General features: G+C 61.0%; 27 protein-coding genes. 14 read left to right on the forward strand and 13 right to left on the reverse strand.

The window, feature by feature from the left end; genetic code table 11:
* From SYN65AY6A5_RS05145 to SYN65AY6A5_RS05155, 4 genes are all read left to right on the forward strand, one after another.
* Window positions 1–255 (forward strand): transposase (locus SYN65AY6A5_RS05145; protein ID WP_206336850.1); only part of this gene is annotated, 255 nt, incomplete at its 5' end.
* Window positions 256–460: 205 nt separating this feature from the next.
* Window positions 461–631, forward strand: coding sequence for a chlororespiratory reduction 6 domain-containing protein (locus SYN65AY6A5_RS14325; protein ID WP_240527377.1), 171 nt, complete (start codon window positions 461–463; stop codon window positions 629–631).
* Window positions 631–762, forward strand: coding sequence for a hypothetical protein (locus SYN65AY6A5_RS14645; RefSeq protein ID WP_255322549.1), 132 nt, complete (start codon window positions 631–633; stop codon window positions 760–762). The genes SYN65AY6A5_RS14325 and SYN65AY6A5_RS14645 overlap by 1 nt, the downstream gene beginning before the upstream one ends.
* Window positions 763–860: 98 nt before the next feature.
* On the forward strand, window positions 861–1,286 hold the full coding sequence (locus SYN65AY6A5_RS05155) for a hypothetical protein (protein ID WP_011430137.1): 426 nt from the start codon (window positions 861–863) through the stop codon (window positions 1,284–1,286).
* 69 nt (window positions 1,287–1,355) lie between these two features.
* On the opposite strand, the gene psbA is transcribed toward SYN65AY6A5_RS05155, so the two are convergent.
* Window positions 1,356–2,420 (reverse strand): photosystem II q(b) protein, encoded by a 1,065-nt coding sequence (gene psbA, locus SYN65AY6A5_RS05160; RefSeq protein ID WP_011430136.1) that lies wholly within the window; start codon window positions 2,418–2,420, stop codon window positions 1,356–1,358.
* Between the two features lie 98 nt (window positions 2,421–2,518).
* On the opposite strand from psbA, the gene tsaB reads away from it, so the two are divergent.
* From tsaB to SYN65AY6A5_RS05190, 6 genes are all read left to right on the forward strand, one after another.
* Entirely contained in the window at window positions 2,519–3,202 is a 684-nt protein-coding gene (gene tsaB / locus SYN65AY6A5_RS05165; protein WP_011430135.1) for a tRNA (adenosine(37)-N6)-threonylcarbamoyltransferase complex dimerization subunit type 1 TsaB, read from the forward strand.
* A gap of 36 nt (window positions 3,203–3,238) precedes the next feature.
* On the forward strand, window positions 3,239–3,796 hold the full coding sequence (gene efp / locus SYN65AY6A5_RS05170; RefSeq protein WP_011430134.1) for an elongation factor P: 558 nt from the start codon (window positions 3,239–3,241) through the stop codon (window positions 3,794–3,796).
* 67 nt (window positions 3,797–3,863) lie between these two features.
* Window positions 3,864–4,343, forward strand: a complete 480-nt coding sequence (gene accB, locus SYN65AY6A5_RS05175) for an acetyl-CoA carboxylase biotin carboxyl carrier protein (protein ID WP_011430133.1) — start codon at window positions 3,864–3,866, stop codon at window positions 4,341–4,343.
* A 124-nt stretch (window positions 4,344–4,467) separates the two neighbouring features.
* Window positions 4,468–5,481 carry a DNA polymerase III subunit delta' gene (locus tag SYN65AY6A5_RS05180; protein ID WP_011430132.1) on the forward strand — a complete coding sequence of 338 codons (1,014 nt, stop codon included), beginning with the start codon at window positions 4,468–4,470 and terminating at the stop codon, window positions 5,479–5,481.
* A gap of 24 nt (window positions 5,482–5,505) precedes the next feature.
* Complete coding sequence (plsY, locus tag SYN65AY6A5_RS05185) at window positions 5,506–6,117, forward strand: glycerol-3-phosphate 1-O-acyltransferase PlsY (protein WP_011430131.1); 612 nt, start codon at window positions 5,506–5,508, stop codon at window positions 6,115–6,117.
* A gap of 29 nt (window positions 6,118–6,146) precedes the next feature.
* On the forward strand, window positions 6,147–6,506 hold the full coding sequence (locus SYN65AY6A5_RS05190) for a gamma-glutamylcyclotransferase family protein (protein ID WP_041438264.1): 360 nt from the start codon (window positions 6,147–6,149) through the stop codon (window positions 6,504–6,506).
* On the opposite strand, the gene SYN65AY6A5_RS05195 is transcribed toward SYN65AY6A5_RS05190, so the two are convergent.
* The 11 genes from SYN65AY6A5_RS05195 to SYN65AY6A5_RS05240 form a co-directional block, all read right to left on the reverse strand.
* Window positions 6,503–8,692, reverse strand: coding sequence for a sodium:proton antiporter (locus tag SYN65AY6A5_RS05195; RefSeq protein ID WP_099884031.1), 2,190 nt, complete (start codon window positions 8,690–8,692; stop codon window positions 6,503–6,505). The genes SYN65AY6A5_RS05190 and SYN65AY6A5_RS05195 overlap by 4 nt on opposite strands.
* Window positions 8,693–8,925: 233 nt before the next feature.
* Window positions 8,926–9,288 carry a cell division topological specificity factor MinE gene (gene minE / locus SYN65AY6A5_RS05200; protein ID WP_011430128.1) on the reverse strand — a complete coding sequence of 121 codons (363 nt, stop codon included), beginning with the start codon at window positions 9,286–9,288 and terminating at the stop codon, window positions 8,926–8,928.
* A 90-nt stretch (window positions 9,289–9,378) separates the two neighbouring features.
* A complete protein-coding gene (minD, locus tag SYN65AY6A5_RS05205) occupies window positions 9,379–10,185 on the reverse strand; it encodes a septum site-determining protein MinD (protein ID WP_099812168.1) in 807 nt (268 codons plus the stop codon).
* On the reverse strand, window positions 10,182–10,934 hold the full coding sequence (gene minC / locus SYN65AY6A5_RS05210) for a septum site-determining protein MinC (RefSeq protein ID WP_011430126.1): 753 nt from the start codon (window positions 10,932–10,934) through the stop codon (window positions 10,182–10,184). The genes minD and minC overlap by 4 nt, the downstream gene beginning before the upstream one ends.
* Before the next feature lie 149 nt (window positions 10,935–11,083).
* Window positions 11,084–11,590, reverse strand: coding sequence for a hypothetical protein (locus SYN65AY6A5_RS05215; RefSeq protein ID WP_011430125.1), 507 nt, complete (start codon window positions 11,588–11,590; stop codon window positions 11,084–11,086).
* A gap of 104 nt (window positions 11,591–11,694) precedes the next feature.
* Window positions 11,695–12,903, reverse strand: a complete 1,209-nt coding sequence (locus SYN65AY6A5_RS05220) for a VLRF1 family aeRF1-type release factor (protein ID WP_240530990.1) — start codon at window positions 12,901–12,903, stop codon at window positions 11,695–11,697.
* 87 nt (window positions 12,904–12,990) lie between these two features.
* Window positions 12,991–13,677, reverse strand: a complete 687-nt coding sequence (locus tag SYN65AY6A5_RS05225; RefSeq protein ID WP_228375472.1) for a transglutaminase family protein — start codon at window positions 13,675–13,677, stop codon at window positions 12,991–12,993.
* A gap of 45 nt (window positions 13,678–13,722) precedes the next feature.
* Window positions 13,723–13,842, reverse strand: a complete 120-nt coding sequence (locus SYN65AY6A5_RS14650) for a transglutaminase N-terminal domain-containing protein (protein WP_228375471.1) — start codon at window positions 13,840–13,842, stop codon at window positions 13,723–13,725.
* A gap of 654 nt (window positions 13,843–14,496) precedes the next feature.
* Entirely contained in the window at window positions 14,497–14,712 is a 216-nt protein-coding gene (locus SYN65AY6A5_RS05230) for a hypothetical protein (protein WP_099884033.1), read from the reverse strand.
* Between the two features lie 115 nt (window positions 14,713–14,827).
* Entirely contained in the window at window positions 14,828–15,559 is a 732-nt protein-coding gene (pgl, locus tag SYN65AY6A5_RS05235) for a 6-phosphogluconolactonase (protein WP_099884035.1), read from the reverse strand.
* A 74-nt stretch (window positions 15,560–15,633) separates the two neighbouring features.
* Entirely contained in the window at window positions 15,634–16,641 is a 1,008-nt protein-coding gene (locus tag SYN65AY6A5_RS05240; RefSeq protein ID WP_099884037.1) for a phosphoribulokinase, read from the reverse strand.
* A gap of 317 nt (window positions 16,642–16,958) precedes the next feature.
* Here SYN65AY6A5_RS05240 and SYN65AY6A5_RS05245 point away from each other — a divergent pair, with 317 nt between their 5' ends.
* From SYN65AY6A5_RS05245 to SYN65AY6A5_RS05260, 4 genes are all read left to right on the forward strand, one after another.
* Window positions 16,959–17,849, forward strand: coding sequence for a ferredoxin--NADP(+) reductase (locus SYN65AY6A5_RS05245; RefSeq protein ID WP_011430120.1), 891 nt, complete (start codon window positions 16,959–16,961; stop codon window positions 17,847–17,849).
* 128 nt (window positions 17,850–17,977) lie between these two features.
* On the forward strand, window positions 17,978–20,599 hold the full coding sequence (leuS, locus tag SYN65AY6A5_RS05250; protein ID WP_099884039.1) for a leucine--tRNA ligase: 2,622 nt from the start codon (window positions 17,978–17,980) through the stop codon (window positions 20,597–20,599).
* Window positions 20,600–20,897: 298 nt separating this feature from the next.
* Window positions 20,898–21,917: a hypothetical protein gene (locus SYN65AY6A5_RS05255; protein WP_011430118.1), complete on the forward strand. Its 1,020-nt coding sequence runs from the start codon at window positions 20,898–20,900 to the stop codon at window positions 21,915–21,917.
* A 180-nt stretch (window positions 21,918–22,097) separates the two neighbouring features.
* On the forward strand, window positions 22,098–23,339 hold the full coding sequence (locus SYN65AY6A5_RS05260; protein ID WP_099834921.1) for an AI-2E family transporter: 1,242 nt from the start codon (window positions 22,098–22,100) through the stop codon (window positions 23,337–23,339).
* 44 nt (window positions 23,340–23,383) lie between these two features.
* Here SYN65AY6A5_RS05260 and pth read toward each other — a convergent pair whose 3' ends face one another.
* On the reverse strand, window positions 23,384–24,061 hold the full coding sequence (pth, locus tag SYN65AY6A5_RS05265) for an aminoacyl-tRNA hydrolase (RefSeq protein WP_099812178.1): 678 nt from the start codon (window positions 24,059–24,061) through the stop codon (window positions 23,384–23,386).
* Window positions 24,062–24,117 lie beyond the last annotated feature (56 nt).

Genomic DNA, 24,117 nt, shown 5'->3' on the forward strand with positions numbered 1-24,117 from the left:
AATTTAAATATCCACAAGAGTCGGGAAGTTGAGGAATTGATTAGGGGGACAGGAGCACGAATCCTATACCTGCCTGTGTATGCGCCGGAGTTGAATCCCATTGAGATGATGTGGTCGGTATTGAAGCATTTTATTCGGCAGCTTTGCAGAATTGGGAAATATAGCATGGAGCAGATAGTGAAGACTTCTTTACTACTGATCAATCCATCCTCCTTCCGAAGTTGGTTTGCTAAGTGCTGCTATTGTACCCCTTGAGCCCTTAACAGGCTGTAGCTGTGTCGTCGTGCCGATTACCTTCTACCTTCCTGCTAAAGCCATTCAAGCTCTGGATTTAACCCCGGGCCATGAGCTGTTGAAAACGTTGATGGCGGATCCTGTCCGGGCTGCCCAGCAGGTGTAATGCGCCATCGATTGGCCGCGCAGCCCCGACGATCCGCGCGAGCTGTCGGAGATCCCGGAGGTGCGCCTGTGGTTTATTCGTTGGGACACGGTCTGCCCCTGGATGCCCTACTTCCTCAACTGGCGCCAAGGAGAGCTGGCCCGTTACGCAGCCATGTTGGTGCCCCATCAATTCAACCCTCGCGAGGGCATTGTTTACAACCCAGAAGCGCTGGAAATCTCTTTGTGTTGATGCGGTGGTTCAAGCAGCAGAAACTGGGATCCCTCTCGATGCTGCGGGATATGGCTTTGGTGTTTGGCTTCGAGGTCCAGCTGGAGTTTCTCACTCTCTGGGAGTCTGAGGTGGGGGATCCGAACTCATGAGGGTGATGGTGGCCGATACCTGGCCGGGGATCCCCGGAGCCGCAGCAGTGGCCAGCGCCTGGCAAGAGGTGGTCCAGAGACCTTGAGTCCAGCTCAGGGTGGATCCCAACCCTTCGGAAGCTCAGCTCAAGGCCCTCTGGCAACAAATCGGCGAGCGGGCAACCAATCCCCTCCTGGTTCTGCCGGGCAGTGTCGCCGATCCCCTGGAGCCAGGCCAAACCTGGGCCGATTTGGCCCATGCTTGGGGGTTTAGCCTGCTCTTAACGCTGCGACGGGAGGCCGCCCTGAGCCAAGCAACCGCCTTTGCCGCCCTGATGCGCCAAGCCAAGGTCCGCAACTTGGGCTGGGTGCTGGTCGGATCCCTGCCCGAAACCGAGGATCCCCAAGCTTTGGAGGAGCTGGATGCAGCTTTGATCCCACGCCTAGAGGCTCAAGTTGGAATGCCGGTGCAGGGGAGAATGGCTCTGGATGGGCAGATCCTTTGGGACACCGATTCCCTTGAGCAACTGGGCTACGTTCTATGAAAAGCAGAAAAACCCCCCAGCGTCTGCCAGGGGATTCAAGAAGGACTGGTCGACTAGGTCAGGAGTGGATTAGCCGCGGATGGCCGGCGCCACTTCCACCGCCGCCAAATCCAGCGGGAAGTTGTGCGCATTCCGCTCGTGCATCACTTCCATCCCCAGGTTGGCACGGTTGAGCACATCCGCCCACGTCCCAACCACGCGACCGTTGCTGTCCACAATCGACTGGTTGAAGTTGAACCCGTTCAGGTTGAACGCCATGATGCTGATCCCCAGCGCCGTAAACCAAATCCCAATCACCGGCCACGCCGCCAGGAAAAAGTGCAGGCTCCGGCTGTTGTTGAACGACGCATATTGGAAAATCAACCGGCCAAAATACCCGTGCGCCGCCACGATGTTGTAGGTCTCTTCCTCTTGCCCAAACTTGTAACCCAAGTTCTGCGACTCCTCCTCCGAAGTCTCACGAATCAGGCTCGAGGTCACCAACGACCCGTGCATCGCACTAAACAGCGCACCCCCAAACACGCCGGCCACGCCCAGCTGGTGGAACGGGTGCATCAAAATGTTGTGCTCCGCTTGGAACACCAACATGAAGTTGAACGTCCCCGAAATCCCCAGCGGCATCCCGTCCGAAAACGAGCCTTGCCCAATCGGGTAAATCAAAAACACGGCCGTCGCCGCCGCCACCGGCGCCGAGTAAGCCACCGCAATCCAGGGACGCATCCCCAAGCGGTAGCTCAGCTCCCACTCCCGGCCCATGTAGCAGAACACCCCAATCAAAAAGTGCAGCACAATCAGCTGGTAGGGGCCGCCGTTGTACAGCCACTCGTCCAAAGAAGCGGCTTCCCAAATCGGGTAAAAGTGCAGGCCAATCGCAGCCGAAGAAGGCACCACCGCGCCGGTGATGATGTTGTTGCCATACAGCAACGAACCCGAAACTGGCTCGCGAATCCCGTCGATGTCCACCGGGGGAGCACCAATGAAGGCAATGATGAAGCAGGTGGTGGCAGTCAGCAGGGTGGGAATCATCAGCACCCCGAACCAACCGATGTAGAGGCGGTTGTCGGTGGAGGTGACCCACTCGCAAAACTGCTCCCACACGTTGCTGGTTGAGCGACGTTGGATAACAGTGGTCATGATGGCAAACTTCCCTGAGGAAGCGCGAAGATTGACAACCTAACCTTAAATCATCCGTTAAGTTCTGTCAACTACCTCGCTTGATCCTGAGAGAGGCCATGTCAGTTCCCCGCTGGATTTTAGGGATCCACACCACCACGCCTGTTCTGGGCTTGGCCGTGTTGCCGCTGGAGGAGAAGCTGGGGGAGAGCCGCAGCCGGAGTTGGTGGCTGGATCGGGAGATGGCGGCGCAGTTGCACCCTTGCCTGAAGGAGTTCTTGGCCGGCCAGGACTGGTCGCAGATGGCGGGGATCGCTGTCGCTCTGGGGCCGGGGAGTTTTACCGGCAGCCGTTTGGGGGTAAGTGTGGCGCGGCTGTTGGGCCAGCAGTTGCGCATTCCGGTGTTCGGCTACTCGACTTTGGCGGTTCTCGCCCGCCAGGTGTGGCAGGAGCAGGGATCCCCGCCTCAGCCGCTGACGGTGGCGGTGCAGATGGACGCCAAGCGAGGGGAGCAGTATGGTGGCGTGTACCGGCTGGGGCCAGAACATTGGGTTGCCGAAGTGGCGGATCAGATCTGGGAAGAAGCGGCTTGGCAGAAGGTTCTGCGGCAGTGGCCCCAGGCTCTGGTCGTCGATGCTGCCGACTGGGTGGATCCGGCGCCTGTGCTGGCGTTGGCGGAACTGGCCCGCGCCGACTTCCAAGCAGGCTTGCGCCCTTCCTGGCAGACGGTGTTGCCTCTTTACGGACGTCAGCCGCCCATTGATCTCAGAGAGCTGAATCGGAGTGCCCCGCAGCCGGGGTAAGATTGGGAAGTCTGAGCAACGGATCCCTGTGCTGACATGATCTCAAGCAACGACTTGCGCCCCGGCGTCTCTGTGGAAATTGATGGCGCTCCCTACAAGGTGATCGAGTTTCTGCATGTGAAACCCGGCAAGGGCGCGGCCTTTGTGCGCACCAAGCTCAAAAATATGCAGACCGGCAACGTTGTGGAGAAAACCTTCCGCGCCGGCGAGATGCTGCCCGCCGCCACTATTGAAAAAGTGAATATGCAGTATCTCTATTCAGAAGGGGACAATTTCGTGTTCATGGACATGGAGACCTACGAACAGGCTCCCCTCAGCGCTGCCCAAATCGGCTCTGCCGTGAAATACCTGAAAGAGAACATGGAGGTGGCCATCCTGCGCTGGAAGGGGCAGGTGATCGATGTGGAGCTGCCCAACACCGTTGTCTTGGAAGTGGTGGAAACCGACCCCGGCGTGAGAGGAGATACGGCAACAGGGGGAACCAAGCCCGCCAAGCTGGAGACCGGCGCTGAGATCCAGGTGCCTCTGTTTATTAAGGTGGGAGAACGGGTGCGTGTCGATACTCGCACCGACACCTATATAGGCCGCGAGTGATGGCTCCCCCTCTTCTTGCCGCTGGGCTGCCGTTGTGGACAGGTGATGCATCAGGAGTAATCTTCCCTTGGATGTTGTCAATTGGCAGGAAGTTCGCCTTCTGCTGGCCGCTCTGCAGGAGAGCGACGTTACCGAGCTAATCCTGGAGTACAAGGATTTCCGCCTCACCCTGCGCAAAGGGATCCCGGCTGGCCTTGCTGCTGCTGCCGCTGCTCCGCCCGCTGCCCCGCCGCCAGAACCCCCCCCTGCTTCCCCTGCAGAAGCTCCCCCTCCTGAGAGCGCTCCTAAGCCTGCCCCCAGCCACTGGGTGGAGGTGACGGCGCCGATGGTGGGCACCTTCTACAGCGCTCCTGCCCCTGGAGAAACGGATTTTGTGCAGGTTGGCCAACGGGTGAACAAGGGCCAAACTCTCTGCATTATCGAAGCCATGAAGCTGATGAACGAGATAGAAGCTGAAACGGCGGGCGTGGTGAGGGAGATTTTGGTGAGCAACGGCCAGCCGGTGGAATTTGGCCAAGTTTTAATGCGACTGGATCCCACCGGCTAACAACAAGGCTGGGGCAGAGATAGGGAGGGATCCCTTGGTGGAGGAGGGGCTGTGGCAATTTCTCTTGCCGACCTTTGCCTGCGACTAGGCAACTTTGCCGATGCTTCAGCCCAGAGCTGCCGAGATGGTTGAGGGAGTCACGGTTCTGCCCCCCCAGCACATCGTCGGGCAGGAGCTGGCGGCGCGGCTGCTCGTGGCGGCCTTGGAAAAGGGGCGGGTGACCTCAAGCTACTGTTTCTTGGGACCAGAAGGGGTGGGACGGAGCCTGATGGCCCGCTGGTTTGCCCAGGCCCTCTTCTGCGAGGCCAGCTCAGGGATCCCTTGCGGCCAGTGCTCCAACTGCCGTTGGCTCCTCGCAGGCACCCATCCCGATCTCCACTGGGTCAGCCCCACCTATGTCCACCAGGGCCGCCTGATAGCAGCAGACGCCCCGGAGGCACAAGCTCTGCAGCGGCGCTCCCCGCCGCAAATTCGCCTGGAACAGGTGCAGGAAGTGGTTCGCTTCTGTGCCCGTAGGCCAATGCACGCCCGCCGCTCGCTAGTTGTACTGGAGGGAGCGGAAACCCTGACAGAAAGTGCGGCCAATGCCCTGCTGAAAACCCTGGAGGAGCCTGAGCCGGCCCACATCGTTCTTATCGCCTCCCACCACTCGCCTACCCCCCCTCCCCACCCTTTGCCACCGACGCTGCTGTCCCGCTGCCAGATGGTGCCGTTTCGCCGCCTCAGCTCGGCAGAGATGGAGCAAGTGTTGACAGCTTTGGGCTGCCCGGAGCTGCCCGGGATCCCTCGCTCTGAGCTAATTGCCCTAGCCCAAGGCAGCCCTGGACGGGCGCTGGCCGCCCAGCAGCACCTGCAAAGCCTTCCGCCGTCACTGCTGCAGGACCTAAGACGCTGGCCCCACTCGCTGCGGCAGGCGCTGGAAGTGGCTAGGGCAGTGGCTGCTCTCGATTTGCCGGCGCAGCTGTGGCTGATTGACTATCTGCAGCAGCAGTTCTGGGCGCAGGGATCCCGCCAGGCCATCCGGCAACTGGAGCAGATTCGCCAACAGCTTTTGCAATTTGTGCAGCCGCGCCTTGCTTGGGAGGTCAACCTGGCCGGATTCGACAGCAGTGGCAACCCAAGCCCTGTGGCAAAGTGAGGAGAGAGCGTTCAAGACGTGTCTATGCCTGCATGGCTTTCCGCCCTCCTTGCCGCCCTTGGAGGCTACCTGCTGGGATCCATCCCCACCGGCTACTGGGTGGGCCGTTGCTGGGGTGGGATCGACCTCCGCCAAGCGGGATCCGGCTCAACGGGGGCAACCAACGTGTTGCGGACAGTGGGCAAGGGGCCGGCGCTGCTGGTGTTGCTGGTGGACGCTGCCAAGGGAGCGGCAGCGGTGGCGCTGGGATCAGCTCTGGGCTCGCCGTGGTGGGTGGTCGTGGCGGCCCTGGGGGCGGTGATCGGCCATAGCCGCTCCTGCTGGCTGGGCTTCAAGGGGGGCAAGTCGGTGGCCACCAGCCTGGGGATCCTGTTGGCCATGGCTTGGCCGGTAGCCCTGGCTACCTTCGGTGTCTGGCTGCTGGGGATCGCCCTCACCCGCATCGTCTCGTTTAGCTCCCTGCTGGCGGCGGTGGCGGCGCCGCTCTTGATGTGGGCTCTGGGCCAGCCTCTGCCGTATTTGCTGTTTGCCTTGGCAGGGGGGGTTTATGTCATTGCTGCCCATCGCCGCAACATCGAACGCCTGCTGGCCGGCTCGGAGCCGCGCATCGGCCAAAAATGGGCCCAATCCCCCTGATCCCGGTTGTCAAAGTTGCGTAGCTTTACATGGAACCCTCCACCGTGGTTTTTGTCTACGGATCCCTGCTGCGGGGCGGCCAGTACCACAGCCTGCTGCAAGGGGCAGAGTTTTTGGGCCCAGACAGCCTCAACCACATCGACCTCTACGATCTCGGCCCCTACCCGATGGCCGTTCCTGGCCGCAACCGGCTCTACGGCGAGCGCTACCGCATTCCCTTGGGCCTGTTGCCCCGCCTAGATGAGCTGGAAGACCACCCGCGGCTATACGAACGGCAGTGGGTGCAACTGGAGAGCGGCACCTTTGCCTGGGTTTATCTGGGTCGGCCTGAGCAGGTGCAGGGGTGTCCCCTCATTCCTAGTGGCCGCTGGCTGCCCTGGGACCCCTAGAGATCGAAGTGGAGCTTGACGCCCTCAACATACTGGGGCAGTAGCTCGGCTGAGGGTGGATCCCATTCTGGGGGATCCAACTCTCTGGCAGAGGGAGCAACGGCCTCTACGGGGCTGGACGTGCGCTCCAGGTAGTAGATGCAATCTCCGCGTCGCCAGATGCCCGGCTCCGGCAGGTAGAACAGCCGACCGACCTGGGACGACTTGCCCTTCTCCCCAAACCAGCCTCCCAGACGCTGCGGACGCACCAGCAACAAAGGCAGGCAGAGATCGGCTTTGATGCGGTAGGCGAACTGATCCCGCAGCCGCTCCAACGTGGGATCCTCTAGCCCCATCTGGGCCGAAAAAGGGTTGAGCAGCGCTGAGCCCGCTGCCGCGATCGACTCCTGAGCCGAGGCCGCGGCGGATTGGGGGGGCTTCAGGCCCAGGTCCGCCAGGGTGGGCAGGGTGATCGAGCGCAGCTCGGCCCGATTGGCCTCCAGGTAGCTGGCCCAGCGCTGCAGTTGGGAAAAAGGGATCGGCAGGGTGCGGATCCCTTCCGAGATGGGCATCTCCGGCAGCAACACCGTCCAGATGGCGGCAGAAACCGAAAGCTTCACCATCAGCTCGGCAATGGCCCAGTTCACCTGCGGATCCAAAGTCAGGATCAACAGAGTTTCCGCATGGTCGATATCGGCCTTCAAGAAGGCTGACTCGCTCAGCACGGCTTCCTGCAAAGATCCGGGCAGCACCTGGCCAGGTTCCTCTGAGGACTCCGTCCCGCTGACGCGAACCGGCAGGGCTTTGGAGCTGCCATTGCCGCTGGCGGGGTGGGTCCCTGAGGTATGGCCGGCTTTGTGGCCGTTGAGCTCGGCGGGAAGATTGGCGGTGCGCTCGCGCAGACGGGATCCCGACGGCAGCGGCAGCACCTCCACCGCCTGGTTGAGGGAGCGCAGCAACTGGGCCAACTGGCCGACCAGCGGATGGTTGCCGATGATCACCGTAGAACTCCCCTGATCCAAGCCCAGCCAGCGGGCCACCCAGGCAGCGGTCAGCCCCTGCACCGTCACCGTGACCGAGATGGTCAAAAACACCAGCGCCTTGAGGGCATCCCCCCCGGTAATGCCCCGCTCGGTGAGCAAAATGGCAAACAAAGAAGCCACCGAGGCCGCCACGATGCCGCGGGGGGCCAGCCAGGCCACAAACAGCTTCTGCCGCCAATTCAGGTCGCTGCGCCAGGTACACAGCCACACGCTCAAAGGACGCACCACCAGCATCAGGCAGAGCACCGTGGCCAAGGCTCCCCACCCCAGCGCAAATACCGCCTTGAGCGAGAGGGTGGAAGTCAGCAGAATAAACAACACCGAGATGGCCATCACCACCAACTGGCCGTGAAACTGGCGCACGCTCCGCTCGGCAATGGCCGCCTTCTGCCGCACCACCAACCCGGCCATCACCACCGCCATTAGACCCGCCTCGGAGCGCAGCGACTGGGCCAGGGCAAACACCCCCAGCGCCCCCGCCAGCACCACCGAGTTGCGCAGCTCCTCCGTCAAAAACTGCCGCGACCAGAGCAGGAAGGATCCCATCAGCCAGCCCCCCAGCGCCCCCACCGCCGACCCAATGGCCAAGCGGCTAGATAGCTGCTCTAGGGCCAGCAAGAAACTGGGGTGGCCGGAGAGCACCACCTGCAGCACCACCACCGCCAAGATGGCCCCCACGGGGTCGATGAGCACCCCTTCCCCCTCCAGCAGGGTGCTGACGGCGGAATCGACCCGCACCCGCTTCAGGATGGGGTTAATCACCGTCGGCCCCGTCACCACCACCAGGGATCCAAACAAAAAGGCCAGGGGCCAGGGAAACTCCCCCAAATAGTGGGCCGCCAGCGCTCCCCCTCCCAAGGTCAAAAGGGATCCCAGCAACACCAGATTGCGCAAGCTGTCGGAGACCTGGTTAAGGCGTTGCAGCCGCAGGTTCAGCCCCCCCTCAAACAGGATCAGAGCCACCGCCAACGACACCAGCGCCTCCAGGCCAGATCCCATGATTTGGGGACGAACCCAGCCCAGGCCATCTGGCCCCAGCAGCACCCCAAACAGGAGCAGGAAAACAATGCTGGGCACTTTAACAAAATTGGCCAGGACTTGAGCCGCGATCCCGGCCACCAAGGCCAGCGTAAACAGGATCGTCAGCTCAAAGGAGTTTTCCATGCCGAGGCTCAACCTCCCTTAGCGCGAACTCCGTCCCGGCGACTTTGTCCTGGTCAGCATTGGGGCCACAGACGGTTTACCATGAGCAGGCTGCAAACAGCTACAAGGCACCCCCGGCCGGGACAGACACAAGTGGGAGCAAAGAGAAGGCATCTTGGCGAACGGACGCAGCCTAGGCGGATGTAACACTCTATGTAACACCTTGAATTACTGCTCCCTGAGTCTAGGGTAGCTCAGGGAGAAGGCGAGCTCAAATGGCCGCCCTCGGATGGGGCCGCTCCGGGATCCTGTTGTGGGTTCTCCCCTTCACAGGAATTGAGGCGGGCCTCCGCCAGGGGCTTGACACGGCGAATGGGGAGGTTGGCGATCAGGGCCGTCGTCCCCCCTTCTGCCGCCAAGTGAAACTGCATCCCCTCCGAATCCAGCTCCACATAGCGAGATACTACCCCTAAAATCTCCAGGCGCATCGCTTCCAAGGCTGCCGGGGTGAGGTCGGCGCGGTCGTGGGCCAAGATCAGTTTCAGGCGCTGCTTGGCTTGCTCGCGGCTGTTGCCGGAGTGGCGGGAAAAAAGCTGATCCAAGAAATCGAGAAGCATGGGCTTTATTGAAGGTGCATAGCAGGGAAAGCAAAGACTCCAGGCAAAGAGGATGATCCCGTTGAGATGGAGCTCAAGAGCCGTTGAGATTCAGAGCACCTTTTGGCTGAAAAACCGCTTGGCCTTTTCCCAGAAAGACTCGCCCAAGCTGGCCAACTTGGGAAATTCCACCGTCTCCCCTTCCAGCCGTCGGGCAATGCGCTGGATGGCCTGGGCAGCCTGAGTCGGGTTGGCCGAGAGGACTAGGGGCTCCCCTTTGTTGGTGGAGACGATCACCTCCCGGTCTTCTGGAATGATACCCACCAAGGGGATGGCCAGCACCTCCACCACATCTTCCACTGCCATCATCTGGCCAGCGGTTACCATATCGGGGCGCAGGCGGTTGACGATTAGCTGGATAGAGGAAATCCCTGCCGCTTCCAACAAGCCCACCACCCGGTCTGCATCCCGCACCGCTGCTACTTCGGGCGTAGTTACTAGCAGGGCTGCCGTTGCCCCCGCAATGGCATTGCGAAACCCTTGTTCAATTCCCGCCGGGCAGTCGATCAACACGTAGTCATGGCTGCTGGCAAGCTTTTCCATCAACTGCCGCATCTGATCCGGGCCGACTGCCGTTTTGTTGCGGGTTTGGGCCGCCGGCAGCAACGCCAAATTGGGGGTGCGCTTGTCCTTCACCAATGCTTGTTCAAGGCGGCATTCCCCCGCAATCACCTCCAAAGCCGTGTACACCACCCGATTCTCTAGCCCCAGCAACAAGTCCAGGTTGCGCAGGCCAAAGTCGGCATCCACCACCACCACCGAGCGACCCAAGCGCGCCAAGGCAGTGCCCAAATTGGCCGTTAGGGTGGTTTTCCCCACTCCCCCCTTCCCAGAGGTGACGACGATAACTCGGCTCATACCCCCCTCCGCAGAAAATCCTGAAGGCTGGCAATGCAGATGACACCCTCCTGCAAGTAAACCACCTCTGGCGTGTTGGGAGGGGATCCGCCCTCGGGTGGACGGGCCACCTGATCGGCAATGCGCAACTGAGTTGGCTCCAACTGTAAGGCCAAGATCACCGCGCCTCTATCCCCCTCAGCACCAGCATGCACCAGCCCTCGCAGCCGTCCCCAGACCCAAATGTCGCCGCCGGCAATGATCTCGCCGCCGGGGTTGAGATCCCCCAGCAGAAAAACCGAGCCACGGTGGCGCACCGACATCCCCGACCGCACCGTGGACCGCAGGTAGAGGGGAGTAGTATCCGGGGAGACGGGGGGAATCGCCTCCAAGGGGGAAGATTGTTCCACAGAATAGCCTAGGGTCGCCGCCGCGATCGCCGTCCCTCGGGATCCGGTTTGGACGCGCCACAAGGACAACCGATGCCGCGACAACAAGACGGCCAGAGTTTGTAGGGTGGGCAAGTCCAGCTCTCGCTCTTGGCACCACAGGGTCAGGGGGGCCACTCCTGCCCAGTAGGGTTTGCGGCTGCGCAATTGCCACACCAAATCGTCCCAGACTTCTTCCCAAGCCAGGGTGGCGGGCAAATGCAGATGGATCCCTTGGGCATCGAATCGAAAATAAACACCCCTTTCGGATCCCCGCGGATTAGAGGATGAGGTCGGTGAGACTGCAGAAATTTCCGGGTTCCATGCCGGGGATCCCATCATGGCTGCCCAACGATTTGCCTCAATACAAAGCCTTATCCTATTCCATTCGCCCAACGTCGGGAATGCGCTGCAGTCTATGTTGAGCTATCGGGGCCTTCTACACTGCTACCCTCGGGGCAAAAGGTTGAGAGCAGTGAGCTGCAGTCCAATCAGTCAAAATAGAAGAGCGTAACCACCTTGTGTTGCTCCTCAGCGTGCCTGCAGGCCTCCAAAAGCGTGACGCTGTCGTGGAAAACAAAGCAGATCAACTGCTGGCACTTGCTGACGATCTCTAGGTTGCACAGGCGGCTGGCCTCCGCCAGGGGCAGGTGGTCATTTTCGGGGTGCTCCACCAGATGCAGCACCTGCTCCAGGCTGGCCCGCGACTCTGCCGGCTGTCGCTCCAGGCTTTGGGGCAGGATCACCGTCAGGGATTTCATGTCCGCCCGCATGGCTCCGCGAATCACAGCCAGGTTGGTGCCAATGGCCCCGGAAGTGAGAATGCGGTTGCCGGTAAGGGCCAAAGCGTAGCTGAGGGTTTCGATGAGGTACTGGTGGGTGATGGGCACATGGCGACTGCCCAGAATGGCTATCCGCTTTGGCCCCACTTGCTGAATGGCGGCCAGCTCTTGCAAGAACGTATCGACGCTGGTGGGGAGGTCAATGGATTGGGTCAAGGGGATCCCTCAGAAAACTTTTCAGAGGTGGGCTAGGCTATGTTAGCCTACACTGCGGCTTCAGGATCCAGCCAGAGAGCTGCTCGACCCGGTTGGAGCGGCCTCTACCAGCGCAACAGCGCGGCTGCTCCTTGAAACTCGTGGAGCAAGCGGTCTTCGGCCTCGCCGCGGACAAACTCCAGCCTAGCGCCGAAATCGCGGGCCAGCACCCAGACCTGATCCCGCAGCGCCACCGGTTGCGGCTCTGGGCAGAGGAGCTGGGCCATCTCTGGGGTTCCTCCCACCGAGCCGTCTGGGCAGCGCCAGATGGTGGCCTCTAGCCTCCAGGGCAGGACAAGGATTTCCACCCGGCCTAGCTGGAGGGCGTCCAGCACCGCATCTAAGCCCCAAGCGCCGGGCTGCTCTCGAATCCGCTCCAACAAAGCCAGCTCTCCTCGGCGCTCAGCGGCCTCCAGGACGGGTACCACTCGGTCGAGGATGTCTTGCGGCGTCGGTGTGTGAAGGTTGGCGGGGTGCCCCACCCGCGCGACGATGCGGTTGCGTAGGCCGCGGTTGAGATAGCCCTCGAAGTGGGACACCTGCCAGGCTTCGCCCATGAGCACCAGCCGCTCAATGCCCAGGCGATCCACTGCCTTATCCAGGGCGGAAGCCAGGCGCTGGTAGAGCTTGTGCATCCAAAGGCTGACCTTGGCCGCCTCCCGCTCCTTGGGGGAAAGCTTGTCGAAGGTGCCACCGCTGCGGGCGCGACGTTCGGCAACGGCATTTTCAATGCGGCCGGCCAGCTCCTGCAGTTCCTGCCATTCCTCGGCGCTGATGTTGGCAAAGATTTCCGTGTCCTCTCGCAGTTCTCCCAAAAAGAGCTCGTAGAAGCGCCACCTGCTGCCAGACAGGTGCAACACCCCACCCCGCTCGTATTCATCAAAGGCAAAGAAAAGGGGCGTGAGGTAAGGTTCCCCCCAGCGGGCCTCCACCCGCCCATGGGCCAGATCCACCACCGGCAGCTCCACCTGCAGGTCGATTCGGCGCAGCACTGGCTTGCCAGCGGGATTGCGGCTGGCAAAAAGAACCAGGGTGCGGGCCGAAGGGCGCTCCTGCTCCACTAGAGCAAGGACTTGCTCGCAGAGGGAGTTATCGGGCTTGCTCTCCCCACTCTCCAGCAGCTCCTTGAGGGTATTCTTGATGCGTCTCACCCAGGCTCGGCCAGCATTTTCGGGACGGGCAGGGTTGATGTCGGCGTATAGCGAGAGCACCGGCGTGCTGCTGTCGCCAAAGGCAGCTTGCAGATCCTGGATCAGGGTGTTGAGTTCGTCCATGGTTTTCAAGAGAGGGCTCGGTTAGAACTAGAAGCTAGCAGAATATCACGGCAGGAGAGACGCTGACAGGGTTCTCAAAGGATCCCGCTAGGATATGGGGCTCAGTTGGGCTTGGCTCTGCAGGGCGGATTCCGCCTCGATGTGAATGGTGTAGTCCATCTTGCTGTGAACGCCTCTGCCCAGCCAGTGGCCGTAGATGGGGCCGGCATCTTTGGGGTAGGCACTGGCCGCCAAAGCCACATGGCCATCGGCCACGGCCAGCCCTTGGGTGGGATCGAACCCCCGCCAACCGGCCCCCGGCAGATACACCTCTGCCCAGGCGTGCAGGTGGCGGCGGACAGGCTCTGCGGGCTCTTTGCCGGTTGTGCCCTGGAGTTCCAGGTTCTCTTGCAACGGCGGGCCGACCTGGTAGCTGCTGACAAATCCTGCCGCCAGACCTACTGCCCGACAGGCCTCCATCAACACCAGCGTCAGGTCACGGCAGGAGCCGGTTTTGCGCTGCCAGGTCAAGCCGGCGGGCGAGGGATCCCCCTTTTCCCGCAGGATGTGACGGCACTCGGAGTAGATGCGTTGGTTGAGCGCCGGCAAAAAAGCCGTCGTCTCCCCCTGCACCTGATCCCACAGCTCCCAGGCCAGGCTTTGGATGCCAGCATCCGCCTGCGCCGTCCGATAAGGCTGCAATTGAGCTGCCAGCGTGCTGGGATAGTCAATCGGAAGATGGGTAGCCCAATCGCAGAGCAGATAGTCAAAGGGATTCTCCCGCAGGGTGAGCACCGTGGCCTGAGTTTGGACGCGCAGATGTTCGGTGGGATCCCCAAACTAGAGCTGAACCGCCGCGTTGCCATCCAGATCCACCAGCTCCGATTGGCCTGCCGGCGGCGGATCCACCCGCAGCTCAAAGGCCAAGAGGGTTTGGATCCCGTTGCAACGGGGCCGCAACCGCTTTGAACTTGCACAGGCTTGCCCCAGGACGGTCAACAGACAGGTTTTGTCGCAAGTCTTAGTCGCTCGTCTGTGCTACAGTTACCCAAAATTGGCGATCAAATAAAATATAGGTGGGGCTTTGCCTTGGGCAAGTGTGCAGGGGCGCATTGACGGTGCCTTGGAGGTTTGCTTGTGGCCTGGGTGTCGGGTCAGCAGGACGGAGGTTTTAGCTTCTGGGGGTGCGGAGGTGGATAAGCCCCGACTTGTACCCCCCTACTGGGGGGCAGTCAGGGTTGGGATACAGCCACCCCCGCAAAAATATCGTAGAATCAGATTGGCTATACAAGACGGCATTGCCGGAATCTGGTATAGCCCCGCGCTAGAGCATTCCGCGGCTGCATGCCTAACGGCACGGCACAGCCGGACGCAGAAGGTTCTCGCAGTAGCTCCCCGTTCGCGTCAGCGGCGCGGAGCGCTTTAGGGTGAGAGACGAGAGTATGTCACTCGGTGAAGGCGTCACCCTACCTTCGAGGAGCGGCGGTTGGCAAGGGCGTCCTCCGAGCTGGGGAGGCAGCCAAAGCATCTGAGGGAGCCTGCCGGAAAGCTCTCCTGCTGGAACTCCTGTAGCCGTCCGCTGCTCAAGCGACCAGACTGCCACAGGAGGCTGGGCTAGGCTCTGGCCTGAGGATTTGGCGAAGCGGCGCAGCTTTCCTCTGACTCGAGCTGGACTTGCCCCTTCAGCAAAGCCAAGATCAGCCGATCAATTGCCTCCAGATCCAATTCGTCGTAAAGCCGCTCCTGGAGGAAATGGCAGATTTGGGATTCTTGGCAGCGGCTGAGGTAGGTGCTCTGGAGAACCGATTCGACAATGAGTCGAATGGACATGGGGCAGCGCTCCAAACTCAACTACCCCCATCAAATTCGAAGGGAAGGGATGCAGCGGTGATCCAGGTCAAATCGCCATCTTCAGCCAGCGCTTTTTCGGCAGCAATTGGCCGGACTAGCCGAGCAAGGCCACCGCGGGCAGGGGCAGTTCAGCCGCTGCCGCCGCATCCAGCAGCCATAGCAGCCGTCCTTGGGGGTTGAGGCGCTGGCAGGGCAGGTGGGCCTCCGTTGTCAGCGCCTCCTTGACGATCGCGGCTTTGCTGGCCCCCGTTACCAAAACCACCACCTGAGCCGCCCTGTTCAAGACAGGGTAGGTCAGAGTCAGGCGCGGCTCCTCCCCTTTTTGGCCCACCGTCACCCAGCGGTGTTGCACCTCCAGGGCGGCTGTACCGGGAAATAAGGAGGCCGTGTGGCCGTCTTCTCCCACTCCCAGCCAGATCAGATCAAAGGCAGGGCATTCGGTGCCGAAAATCTGCTGCAGGGTCGCCTCGTACTCCGCCGCATCCCGTAAGGGATCTCCTGAGTGGGTGGGCATGGGAAAGACTTGGGAGGCGGGAACCCCGACCGTATCCAGCAGGATCCGCCGTACCATGCCGTAATTGCTCTCGGGGTGATCCGGGGGAACGTAGCGCTCGTCCCCCCAGAACAGCCAGGTTTGCTGCCAAGGGATCCCCGGCGCCTGGGTTAAAGCAGCATACAACTTCCGTGGCGTGTTTCCCCCTGCCAAGGCCACCGTAAAGCGGCCCCGTTGACGGATGGCCGCCGCGGCCTGCTCTTGCCAGATCTCGACCGCCCGCCGGAGAAAGGCTGTTCCCTCCGGCCAGATTTCCAACTGGAACCCTTGCATGGATCGCCACCTATCGCCGCTTGCCCAACTGCCCGAGCCAGGTCAAGGGATCCCCTTCACGCAGAGGCCAAACCTTAGGAAGCAACCGCCAGCTCTTTGGCTTCCGCCTGAATCTTCTCGTAGAGGGCCCGCAGCTTCAGGCCCACGATTACCTGGATGAGTCCAGAGCCATTGCGGGATCCAGGATATTCCGGGTGCTTGCGCAGCAGCTCCGTCAGCTCGCCGTAGTAACGGGTCGACAGGTTGCTCAGGTGGTTCTCGATGTAGATAACCTCTTCCAGCTTGTCGAAGGTGCCGTCAATTTCCAACACCGAGACCGGCTGGTCGAAGTAGGTGGAAGGGCCGTAGTGCAGGCGAATGCCGGGATAGGAGCAGGTTAGCTTCTTGCCGCACGGGATCCAGTCAATGGTGGAGCCTTCGTCAAACAAATAGACGTGGTCAAAGTACTTCACCCCCTCCCGCTGGATCATGCGCACCCGCAGCACCTTGTGCTCCGGATCCAGCTCCGGCAGCAGCTTGGTGGGCAGCACCTCGATGACTACATCGGCATAGCGCTTCTGCACATCGACGTAGGCCTCGAAATCGGGGCGGCGGGCCTCAATGGAGCGCAACACATCTTCATAGGTGTGGCCCCGCTCGGCCATGTCCCGCTTCACCTTCCAGGCAATCTTGATCTCCGGCGCCAGATCCAGATAGACCTTGAAGTCCAGCAGCTCCCGCACCCGCTCGTCGTACATGGGGTGAAGGCCCTCCAAGACGATGATGGGGCTGGGATCCACCCGCTCCGGCGGGTCAATGAGCCCTGTCTCGTGGTTGTAGATGGGCTTCATCACGCTCTGGCCATTTTTGAGCGCCTTGGCCTGCTCGTACATGAGGTCGAAGTTGTTGGCGCGGGGATCCAGCGCCGTAATGCCCTTCTCTTTGCGCTGGTAGCGATCCAAGGAGTGGTAGTCGTCCAGACAAATGGTGGTAATGAGATCCCGGCCAAACAAGTCCCCCAACCGCCGCAAGAACGTGGACTTGCCACAGCCAGAATCTCCGGCAACACCGATCATTACAATACGTTCAGGACTGCTTGCCATGGGAACTCCTTGGGGATGGGCAGGGCAAAACTGAGAGGAAGCCTCTAAAAAAGTTACTGTTCTTTATGGTCTTGCATATTACCACAAGACGCTCCCCCACAACCGAGCTTGAGGCCAGAGAGGCGGGCGGCGTCAAGGAACAATTTAACAAAAACTGCCTGTTTCCCGGCGACGACTGAGGAGAAGAGAAGTTTTCCGGGCGGGCTTTCTCAGGATCGGCCTGGGGTGTTCCCCTCCGGCAAGTTCCCTTCGGGCGGGCGGGCTGCTAAGGTGTTTGCTAGAGAGTTTTCTCCCATTGCCAGGAGCAGATCGCCGTTATGGTTGCCAGCGCCCAAAAGCGAGAAGTTGTTGTCAATCTGTACCGTCCCAACGCGCCCCTGATCGGCCAGTGTGTAGAGACCTACTCCCTTGTGGGGGAAGGGGCACCCGGCCTGACCAAGCACATTGTGCTCAGCCTGCCGGATCCCAACTACCGCTACCTGGAGGGCCAAAGCGTTGGCATTATTCCTCCTGGCGTAGATGACAAGGGCAAGCCCCACAAGCCCCGCCTCTACTCCATTGCCTCTACCCGCTATGGCGACGATGGCGAGGGGCGCACCGTTTCTCTGAGTGTGAAACGGGCCGAATACGTGGATAAGGAGACAGGCCAGCCGGGGGTAGGGGTCTGCTCCGGCTTCCTCACCGATCTCAAACCCGGCGACGAGGTGATGATCACCGGGCCCTCGGGGAAAACTTTTTTGCTGCCGGAAGATGAGAACGCCAACCTGATTTTGATTGCCACCGGCACCGGCATCGCCCCTTTTCGCGCCTTCATCAAGCACCTGTTTGAAGAGGATCCCAACTATCAGGGCAAGATCTGGCTGTTTTTTGGGGTGCCCACCACGTCCACCTTGCTCTACCACGGGGATCTAGAGGCCTGGAAAGCCCAGTATGGGGATCGCTTCCGCGTCGATTACGCCATCAGCCGCGAACAGCAAACCCCCGACGGCAAAAAGATGTACGTGCAAAACCGCATGGCCGAGTACGGCCCCGAGCTGTGGGAGATGCTGCAGCAGCCCAACACCTACACTTACATCTGCGGCCTCAAGGGAATGGAGGACGGCATCAACAGCGTCATGGCCCCCCTTGCCGAGCAAGCCGGTCAAGACTGGAGCAAGTTCCAGAAGGAGCTGAAGAAGGCCAACAGGTGGCACGAGGAAACCTACTGAGGGGATCCCTTTGGGTTAACTGGTTTCCGGTGGATCCCGTCGGCGCCGGGGATCCGCAAAACATGCCAAAATGCTGGTATCTTAGCCCACCTGAAGCCGAGAGCTGTTCTCCCCAGGAGCCCTAGACTGTGGACGCGCGCTACAATCCTCCGGCCATCGAAAGCAAGTGGCAGGCCCACTGGCGTGAACTCGGGTTGGATCGCACGCCGGAGCTGACGGCGGAAAGCCGCAAGTTTTATGCCCTGTCGATGTTCCCCTACCCCAGTGGCAGCCTGCACATGGGGCATGTGCGCAATTACACCATCACGGATGTGATTGCCCGCCACAAGCGGATGCAGGGGTACGCGGTGCTGCACCCCATGGGGTGGGATGCCTTTGGCTTGCCGGCAGAGAACGCCGCCATCGATCGGGGGATCCCGCCGGCCAAGTGGACTTACCAGAACATTGCCCAAATGCGGGATCAACTGCAGCGGCTGGGGCTTTCCTACGACTGGGAGCGGGAGATCACCACCTGCGCCCCCGACTACTACAAATGGACGCAGTGGCTGTTCCTGCAGTTTTTCAAGGCAGGCCTGGCCTACCAAAAGGAAGCGTCGGTGAACTGGGATCCCGTGGATCAGACCGTCCTGGCCAACGAGCAGGTGGATGCGGAAGGGAGATCCTGGAGATCTGGGGCTCGGGTGGAAAAGCGCCTCCTCAAGCAGTGGTTTCTCAAGATCACGGCCTATGCCGACCAACTCCTGGCTGACCTGGAGAAGCTCTCCGGCTGGCCAGAGCGGGTGCGCACCATGCAGGAGAACTGGATTGGCCAGTCGGTAGGGGCTAGAGTTCTCTTCAAAACCGAAACAGGGGAAGAGCTGCCGGTGTTTACCACCCGGCCTGATACCCTCTGGGGAGCCACCTTTATGGTGCTGGCGCCGGAGCATCCCTTGGTGGAGAAGCTCACCACCCCCGAGCAGCAGGCTGCCGTCAAAGCCTACCAGGCCGAGGCCGCTGCCCGCAGCGAGATCGAGCGCAGCGCTGAGGATCGGGAAAAGACGGGCGTCTGGACGGGCTCCTACGCCATCAACCCCGTCAACCAAGAGCGCATCCCCATCTGGATTGCCGACTACGTGTTGATGGGCTATGGCACAGGGGCCATCATGGCCGTGCCTGCCCACGACCAGCGGGACTTTGAGTTTGCCCGCAAGTTTGGTCTGCCCATCAAGCTGGTGGTGCAGCCGCCTCAGGGTGGGGTGGAGAGTGCCGAAGATCTCCAGGCGGCCTGGACAGGGGAGGGGGTGTTGATAAACTCCGGCCCCTTGAACGGAATCCCGGTGGGCAAGGGCCCAGGGCAAAGTGTGGAAAGGGCCATCGCCTGGCTGGAGGAGCAGGGGCTAGGAGAACGGCAGGTCAACTACCGCCTGCGCGACTGGCTTATCTCGCGGCAGCGCTACTGGGGCTGCCCCATCCCGGTCATCCACTGCCCCCATTGCGGCATTGTGCCGGTGCCGGAAGAAGATCTGCCAGTGCTCTTGCCAGAAGATGTAGAGCTGACGGGGCGAGGCGGATCCCCCTTGGCCCAGTTGGAGGACTGGGTAAAGGTGAAGTGCCCCACCTGTGGCGCAGAGGCCCGCCGGGAAACGGACACCATGGACACCTTCATCTGCTCGTCCTGGTATTTCCTGCGCTTTAGCGATCCCCGCAACGACCGCGAGATCTTCCGCAAGGATCTGGTCAACGCCTGGCTGCCGGTAGATCAGTACGTGGGCGGCATCGAGCACGCCATCTTGCACCTGCTTTACTCCCGCTTTTTCACCAAAGTGCTGCGGGATCTGGGGTTGCTGAATTTCGATGAGCCCTTCTCCCGCCTGCTCACCCAGGGGATGGTGCAGGCGCGCACTTACTACAACCCCAACAAGTCCGGCAAGGATCGCTGGATCCCTACTGCATTGGTCAAGGATCCCAACGACCCGCGGGATCCGGAAACCGGCGAGCCCCTGCAGGTTATCTACGCAACTATGTCCAAGTCCAAGGGCAACGGCGTGGATCCGGAAGAGGTGCTGGCCAACTACGGGGCAGACACAGCCCGCATGTTCATCCTCTTCAAGGCGCCACCGGAAAAGGACTTGGAATGGGACGATGCCGACGTGGAAGGGCAGTTCCGCTTTCTCAACCGCGTCTGGCGGCAGGTGTACGAGTTTGTTGTTCGCGGTAGCGGGACGGAGTCCTTGCAGGGCAAAGCCGCCGAGCTGCTGCAGGCCAAGGTTGAAGCAGGATCCCTGACCAAAGCGGAAAGGGATCTGCGCCGCGCCGTGCACACGGCCATCAAAGAAGTCAGCGAGGACTTGGAGGAGTACCAGTTCAACACTGCCATTGCTGGGCTGATGAAGCTGAGCAACGCCCTGGCTGAAGCCGAGATCCCGGACTCGCCAGTCTATGCGGAAGGGATCCGCACCTTGGTCTTGCTCCTAGCCCCCTTTGCCCCCCACATGGCTGAGGAGCTGTGGCAGGCCCTGGGCGGCACCGACTCAGTGCATCGCCAGGCTTGGCCTACCTATGACCCGGCGGCCCTAGTGGCCGATACGGTAACGATTGTGGTGCAGGTCAACGGCAAGCTGCGCGGCTCCTTTGAAGCCCCTGCCGATGTCACGCCCCAGGAGCAGGAGCGGTTGGCTCTGCAATCGGAGGCGGCGCAGAGGTATCTGCAAGGGATGACGCCGAAGAGGGTCATTGTGGTGCCGAAGAAGCTGGTTAACCTGGTTGTCTAACTCTCATAAACTACCCCACCGTATGGACGGGTGGGGTTGCCCCGCTTACCTGACGGCAAGGCTTTTGTCTCTTCCTCTGCCCCAGTTGCCTCATGGATCCCGTGTGGGGCTCTCAGCTCCTGTAGCCAGCAAAGAATCGTCGCGTGGAGTTGGTCGATCTGGCCGGCGGCAGGATCCCCTGGGGGGAGTTTCCGAGTGGTGGCGCAGGACGGGCATTGCCGAAAGTCTGGACACTGCGGCTGTGGCGAACTAGCTTAGAGGCAACTCTTTTTTCAAGCTATTTCGTGGGGTGGGATCCATGCTGAGGCCCAGTCTTTTGTTGTCCGGATCGGCGCTTTTGGGTTTGCTGTCTTGGCTGTGTTTGAGCGGCGAATGCGGCTGGTTGGCTTCCCTGCGCAAGGGACGGGGCGCTGTCCCTGAAGTTGCCTCGGCGCCAGCGCAGAGTGTTCAAGTGACGGCATTTGCCGATGAACCCGATCCTGAGCTCCTGCTCAGGCAACAAGCCCAACTGCAAGCCCAAGTACGGCAGCTTGAGCAGCGCTCTCAGGCGCATCAGTTGCTGGCGCAGCGGGGGATCCCTCTTTCCACCCAGGCTGGCGAGCGTTTTCACTTGAATCGCGTCTATCTGGCGCGGCTAGCTCAGTTTCTGGAACAAGAGCCGGGGAACGCGCAGCTCTATCTGCAGCGGGCTCAATACTTCTGGGATCGGTTGCAGAGCGATCCCCTGGCCTTGCCCGAGCCGGAGCAGGCGGCTGTCGTTGATCACCTGATGCGCAGAGCGCTACAGGATCTGGACATTGCCATTGCTTTGGATCCCTATTTGCCTGAAGCTTACTTGCTCAAGGCCAGAATACAACACGAGTATTTTGGGGAGCTGCAGCAGGCTTTGGCAACTTTGTCCCCTCTGGATCGCATTGCCTATCGCAACCCCCAACTCCACTTGTTGCGCTCTCGCATCTGGGCCGAACAGGGACATCTGGAATCGGCGTTTGATGTGTCGCACCTGGCCATCGAGCTGGCCAAGCAAAACCAAAGCTCTGCCGATCTTTTCGATGCTTATGTCCATCGCGGCCTGATGTGGGCCAGCATTTGCGACTTCAACTTGGCCGTTCAGGATTTCAGCCGAGCTATCGAGGTGCAGCCGCAGCAAGCCGAGGGCTACTACCACCGCGGCATGGCACGCGCCTATCAGGGAGAGGATAGGGCCGGTGCCGCTGCCGATCTGGGCCGTGCTTTGACGCTGTGGCAGGCTGCAGGCAGAGGATCCCCAGAGCTGCTGGAATATGTAGAAGCAGTACGGATGGAACTGTTGCGGTAACTCCACTGCTAGCTGGTTTTCTGCTGCGGATCTTTGTCTGGGCTATTGAGTAGAGAGGTTGCGGGTTTGGCGTCTTTGGGCAAGGGGCGTTTGGCAAGTTCGGCTAAGCCAGGCCAGGATGGTAGAGCCGTCTGTTACCCCGGGGGACTGAAACGCCCCCCTTGAAGAGAGCCCAGCCAGATGATGAGCCGAAGACAGCTGACCCTCTCCGTCTCCTCCATAGCCCTGGTAGTGGCCACAGGGATGCTGCTGCTGTTGCTGTGGCAACTGCGCAACCTGGTGGTAACTGTGATGATCGCGGTGGTGGTGGCGGCGGCGCTGGCTCCCCTGGTGGATCTGGCGGAGCGGATGCGGATCCCCCGTTGGCTGGGGGTGGTGGTTTATCTGAGTTTCATTGCCGGGATTGCCGGCTTGGCTCTGCTCATGGGTCCGACGGTGGTGACCCAGACCCAGCGGCTGCTGGCAAGGTTGCCCTCTTACCTGGAGCGGCTCCAACTGTTAGCAGACACCTGGATTGCCGATCTGGCAGGGGTGGATCCGGCGGCGCTGGACTACTTGAACCAGTTGCTGGATCCGCAGTCGCTGATGAACTGGGCAGTTCGCTCAGGACAACAGTTGCTGGTGCAGTCCTTCGATTTCACCCGCGGTCTGCTGGGCGGCCTGTTGACCGTAGTGCTGACCCTCTTCATTTCCGGTTATATGCTGGTGAGCGGCTCTGACCTGGTGCAGGGCCTGGTGGAGCTGTTCCCCTACCCCTGGAATGAGCGGTTGGCCCAGCAGGTGCAGCCGATGGCGCAACGTATGGGGGGCTACATCCAGGGGCGGGTCTTGGTCTCGGCCATTTTGGGGGTGATGATTGCCGTCTCGCTCCGCTTTTTGGGCCTGTCGGAGTTTGCGCTGGCGCTGGGGGTAATCGCCGGGTTTACCAATCTGATTCCCTTTATCGGCCCAGTCTTGGGATCCCTGCCGGCTTTGGTGGTGGCCATCGTCCAAGGGGGCTGGACTTTTTTGTGGGTGCTGATCCTGTACGTTGCCGTGCAAAACCTGGAAACCTATGTGTTGGATCCCTTGTTGGTGGGATCCTCGGTGCGGGTGAAGCCCTTGTATCAATTGCTGGCGGTGCTGGGGGGCACTCAGTTGTTGGGCATTGTTGGGGCGGTGATCGCGCCCCCCTGGGTAGCCGGTATGGCGGTGCTGCTGGAGAACCTTTATCTCAAGCCCAAGCAGGAGGCAGAGCTGCGCGCCAAGCTGTGCGCTCAGGCCGCCGAAGCCTCCGGTTCTCTGGCTTGGCGAGGGATCGGTAGCAACCTGGAGGGATCCTTGCCCTCTCCTGCCACTGGGGAAGCCGACTCCCTGACGCGGCCAGGCGGTTCTGAGGAATTGCCGCGGGTGGAAGATCGCGTGGCCGGACGCAGTCCTTGATGAGGCGACTTTGCTTAGTCAGACAGCGGGGCGGGATCCCGGCATCAGCTTTCTCCGGGCGCAGTCTTGGCTGGGTTGAGAGGAGCTGGCTGATCTTGCCGATCTGGCCCAGAGAAATCCAAAGGGTTGAAGCGGTTCATGGCCGTCTTCAATCCTTCTTGCAAGCAACACTCCACCGCTGCCACTGCCGCCCTTAGAACCCGGTCCAGCACTGCCTGCTCAGCGGGTTCAAAGCTCCCCAAAACATGCCCAACCCTGTCTTGGTGGCCTTTGGGCTTGCCCACGCCCAGGCGCAAGCGGGGGAAGGCTTCGCTGCCCAAGTGCTCAATGACAGACTTCATGCCGTTATGTCCGCCGGCGGAGCCAGATCCCCGCAGCCGCAGGCGACCCAGGGGCAAGTCCATATCGTCGTACACCACCAGAACCGAGGCAGGATCCAACTTGTACCAATCCAACACCGCCCGCACCGCCTCGCCAGAGCGATTCATGTAGGTCTCCGGCTTGAGCAGGCGCCGCTTGCCCCCCAGGGCAAAACCTTCTCCGTAGCTACCTTGGAACCGCTTTTCCAAAGCCAACGGGATCCGCCAGCGCTCCGCTAGCCGGTCCACCACCATAAAGCCGCAGTTGTGCCGGGTGTTGGCATACTGCGGGCCAGGATTGCCCAGGCCAACGATGAGCTGGAGGGCAACCTCCTCTGGCGGCTGGGTCTTGACCTGGGTCACAGCGTCTCTCGCTTCCACAGGTAAAGTAGGGTAGCAGAGTTACTTTGGATTGGCGA

Origin of the sequence: Synechococcus sp. 65AY6A5 (genome assembly GCF_002760415.1) — a bacterium.
Taxonomy (GTDB): domain Bacteria; phylum Cyanobacteriota; class Cyanobacteriia; order Thermostichales; family Thermostichaceae; genus Thermostichus.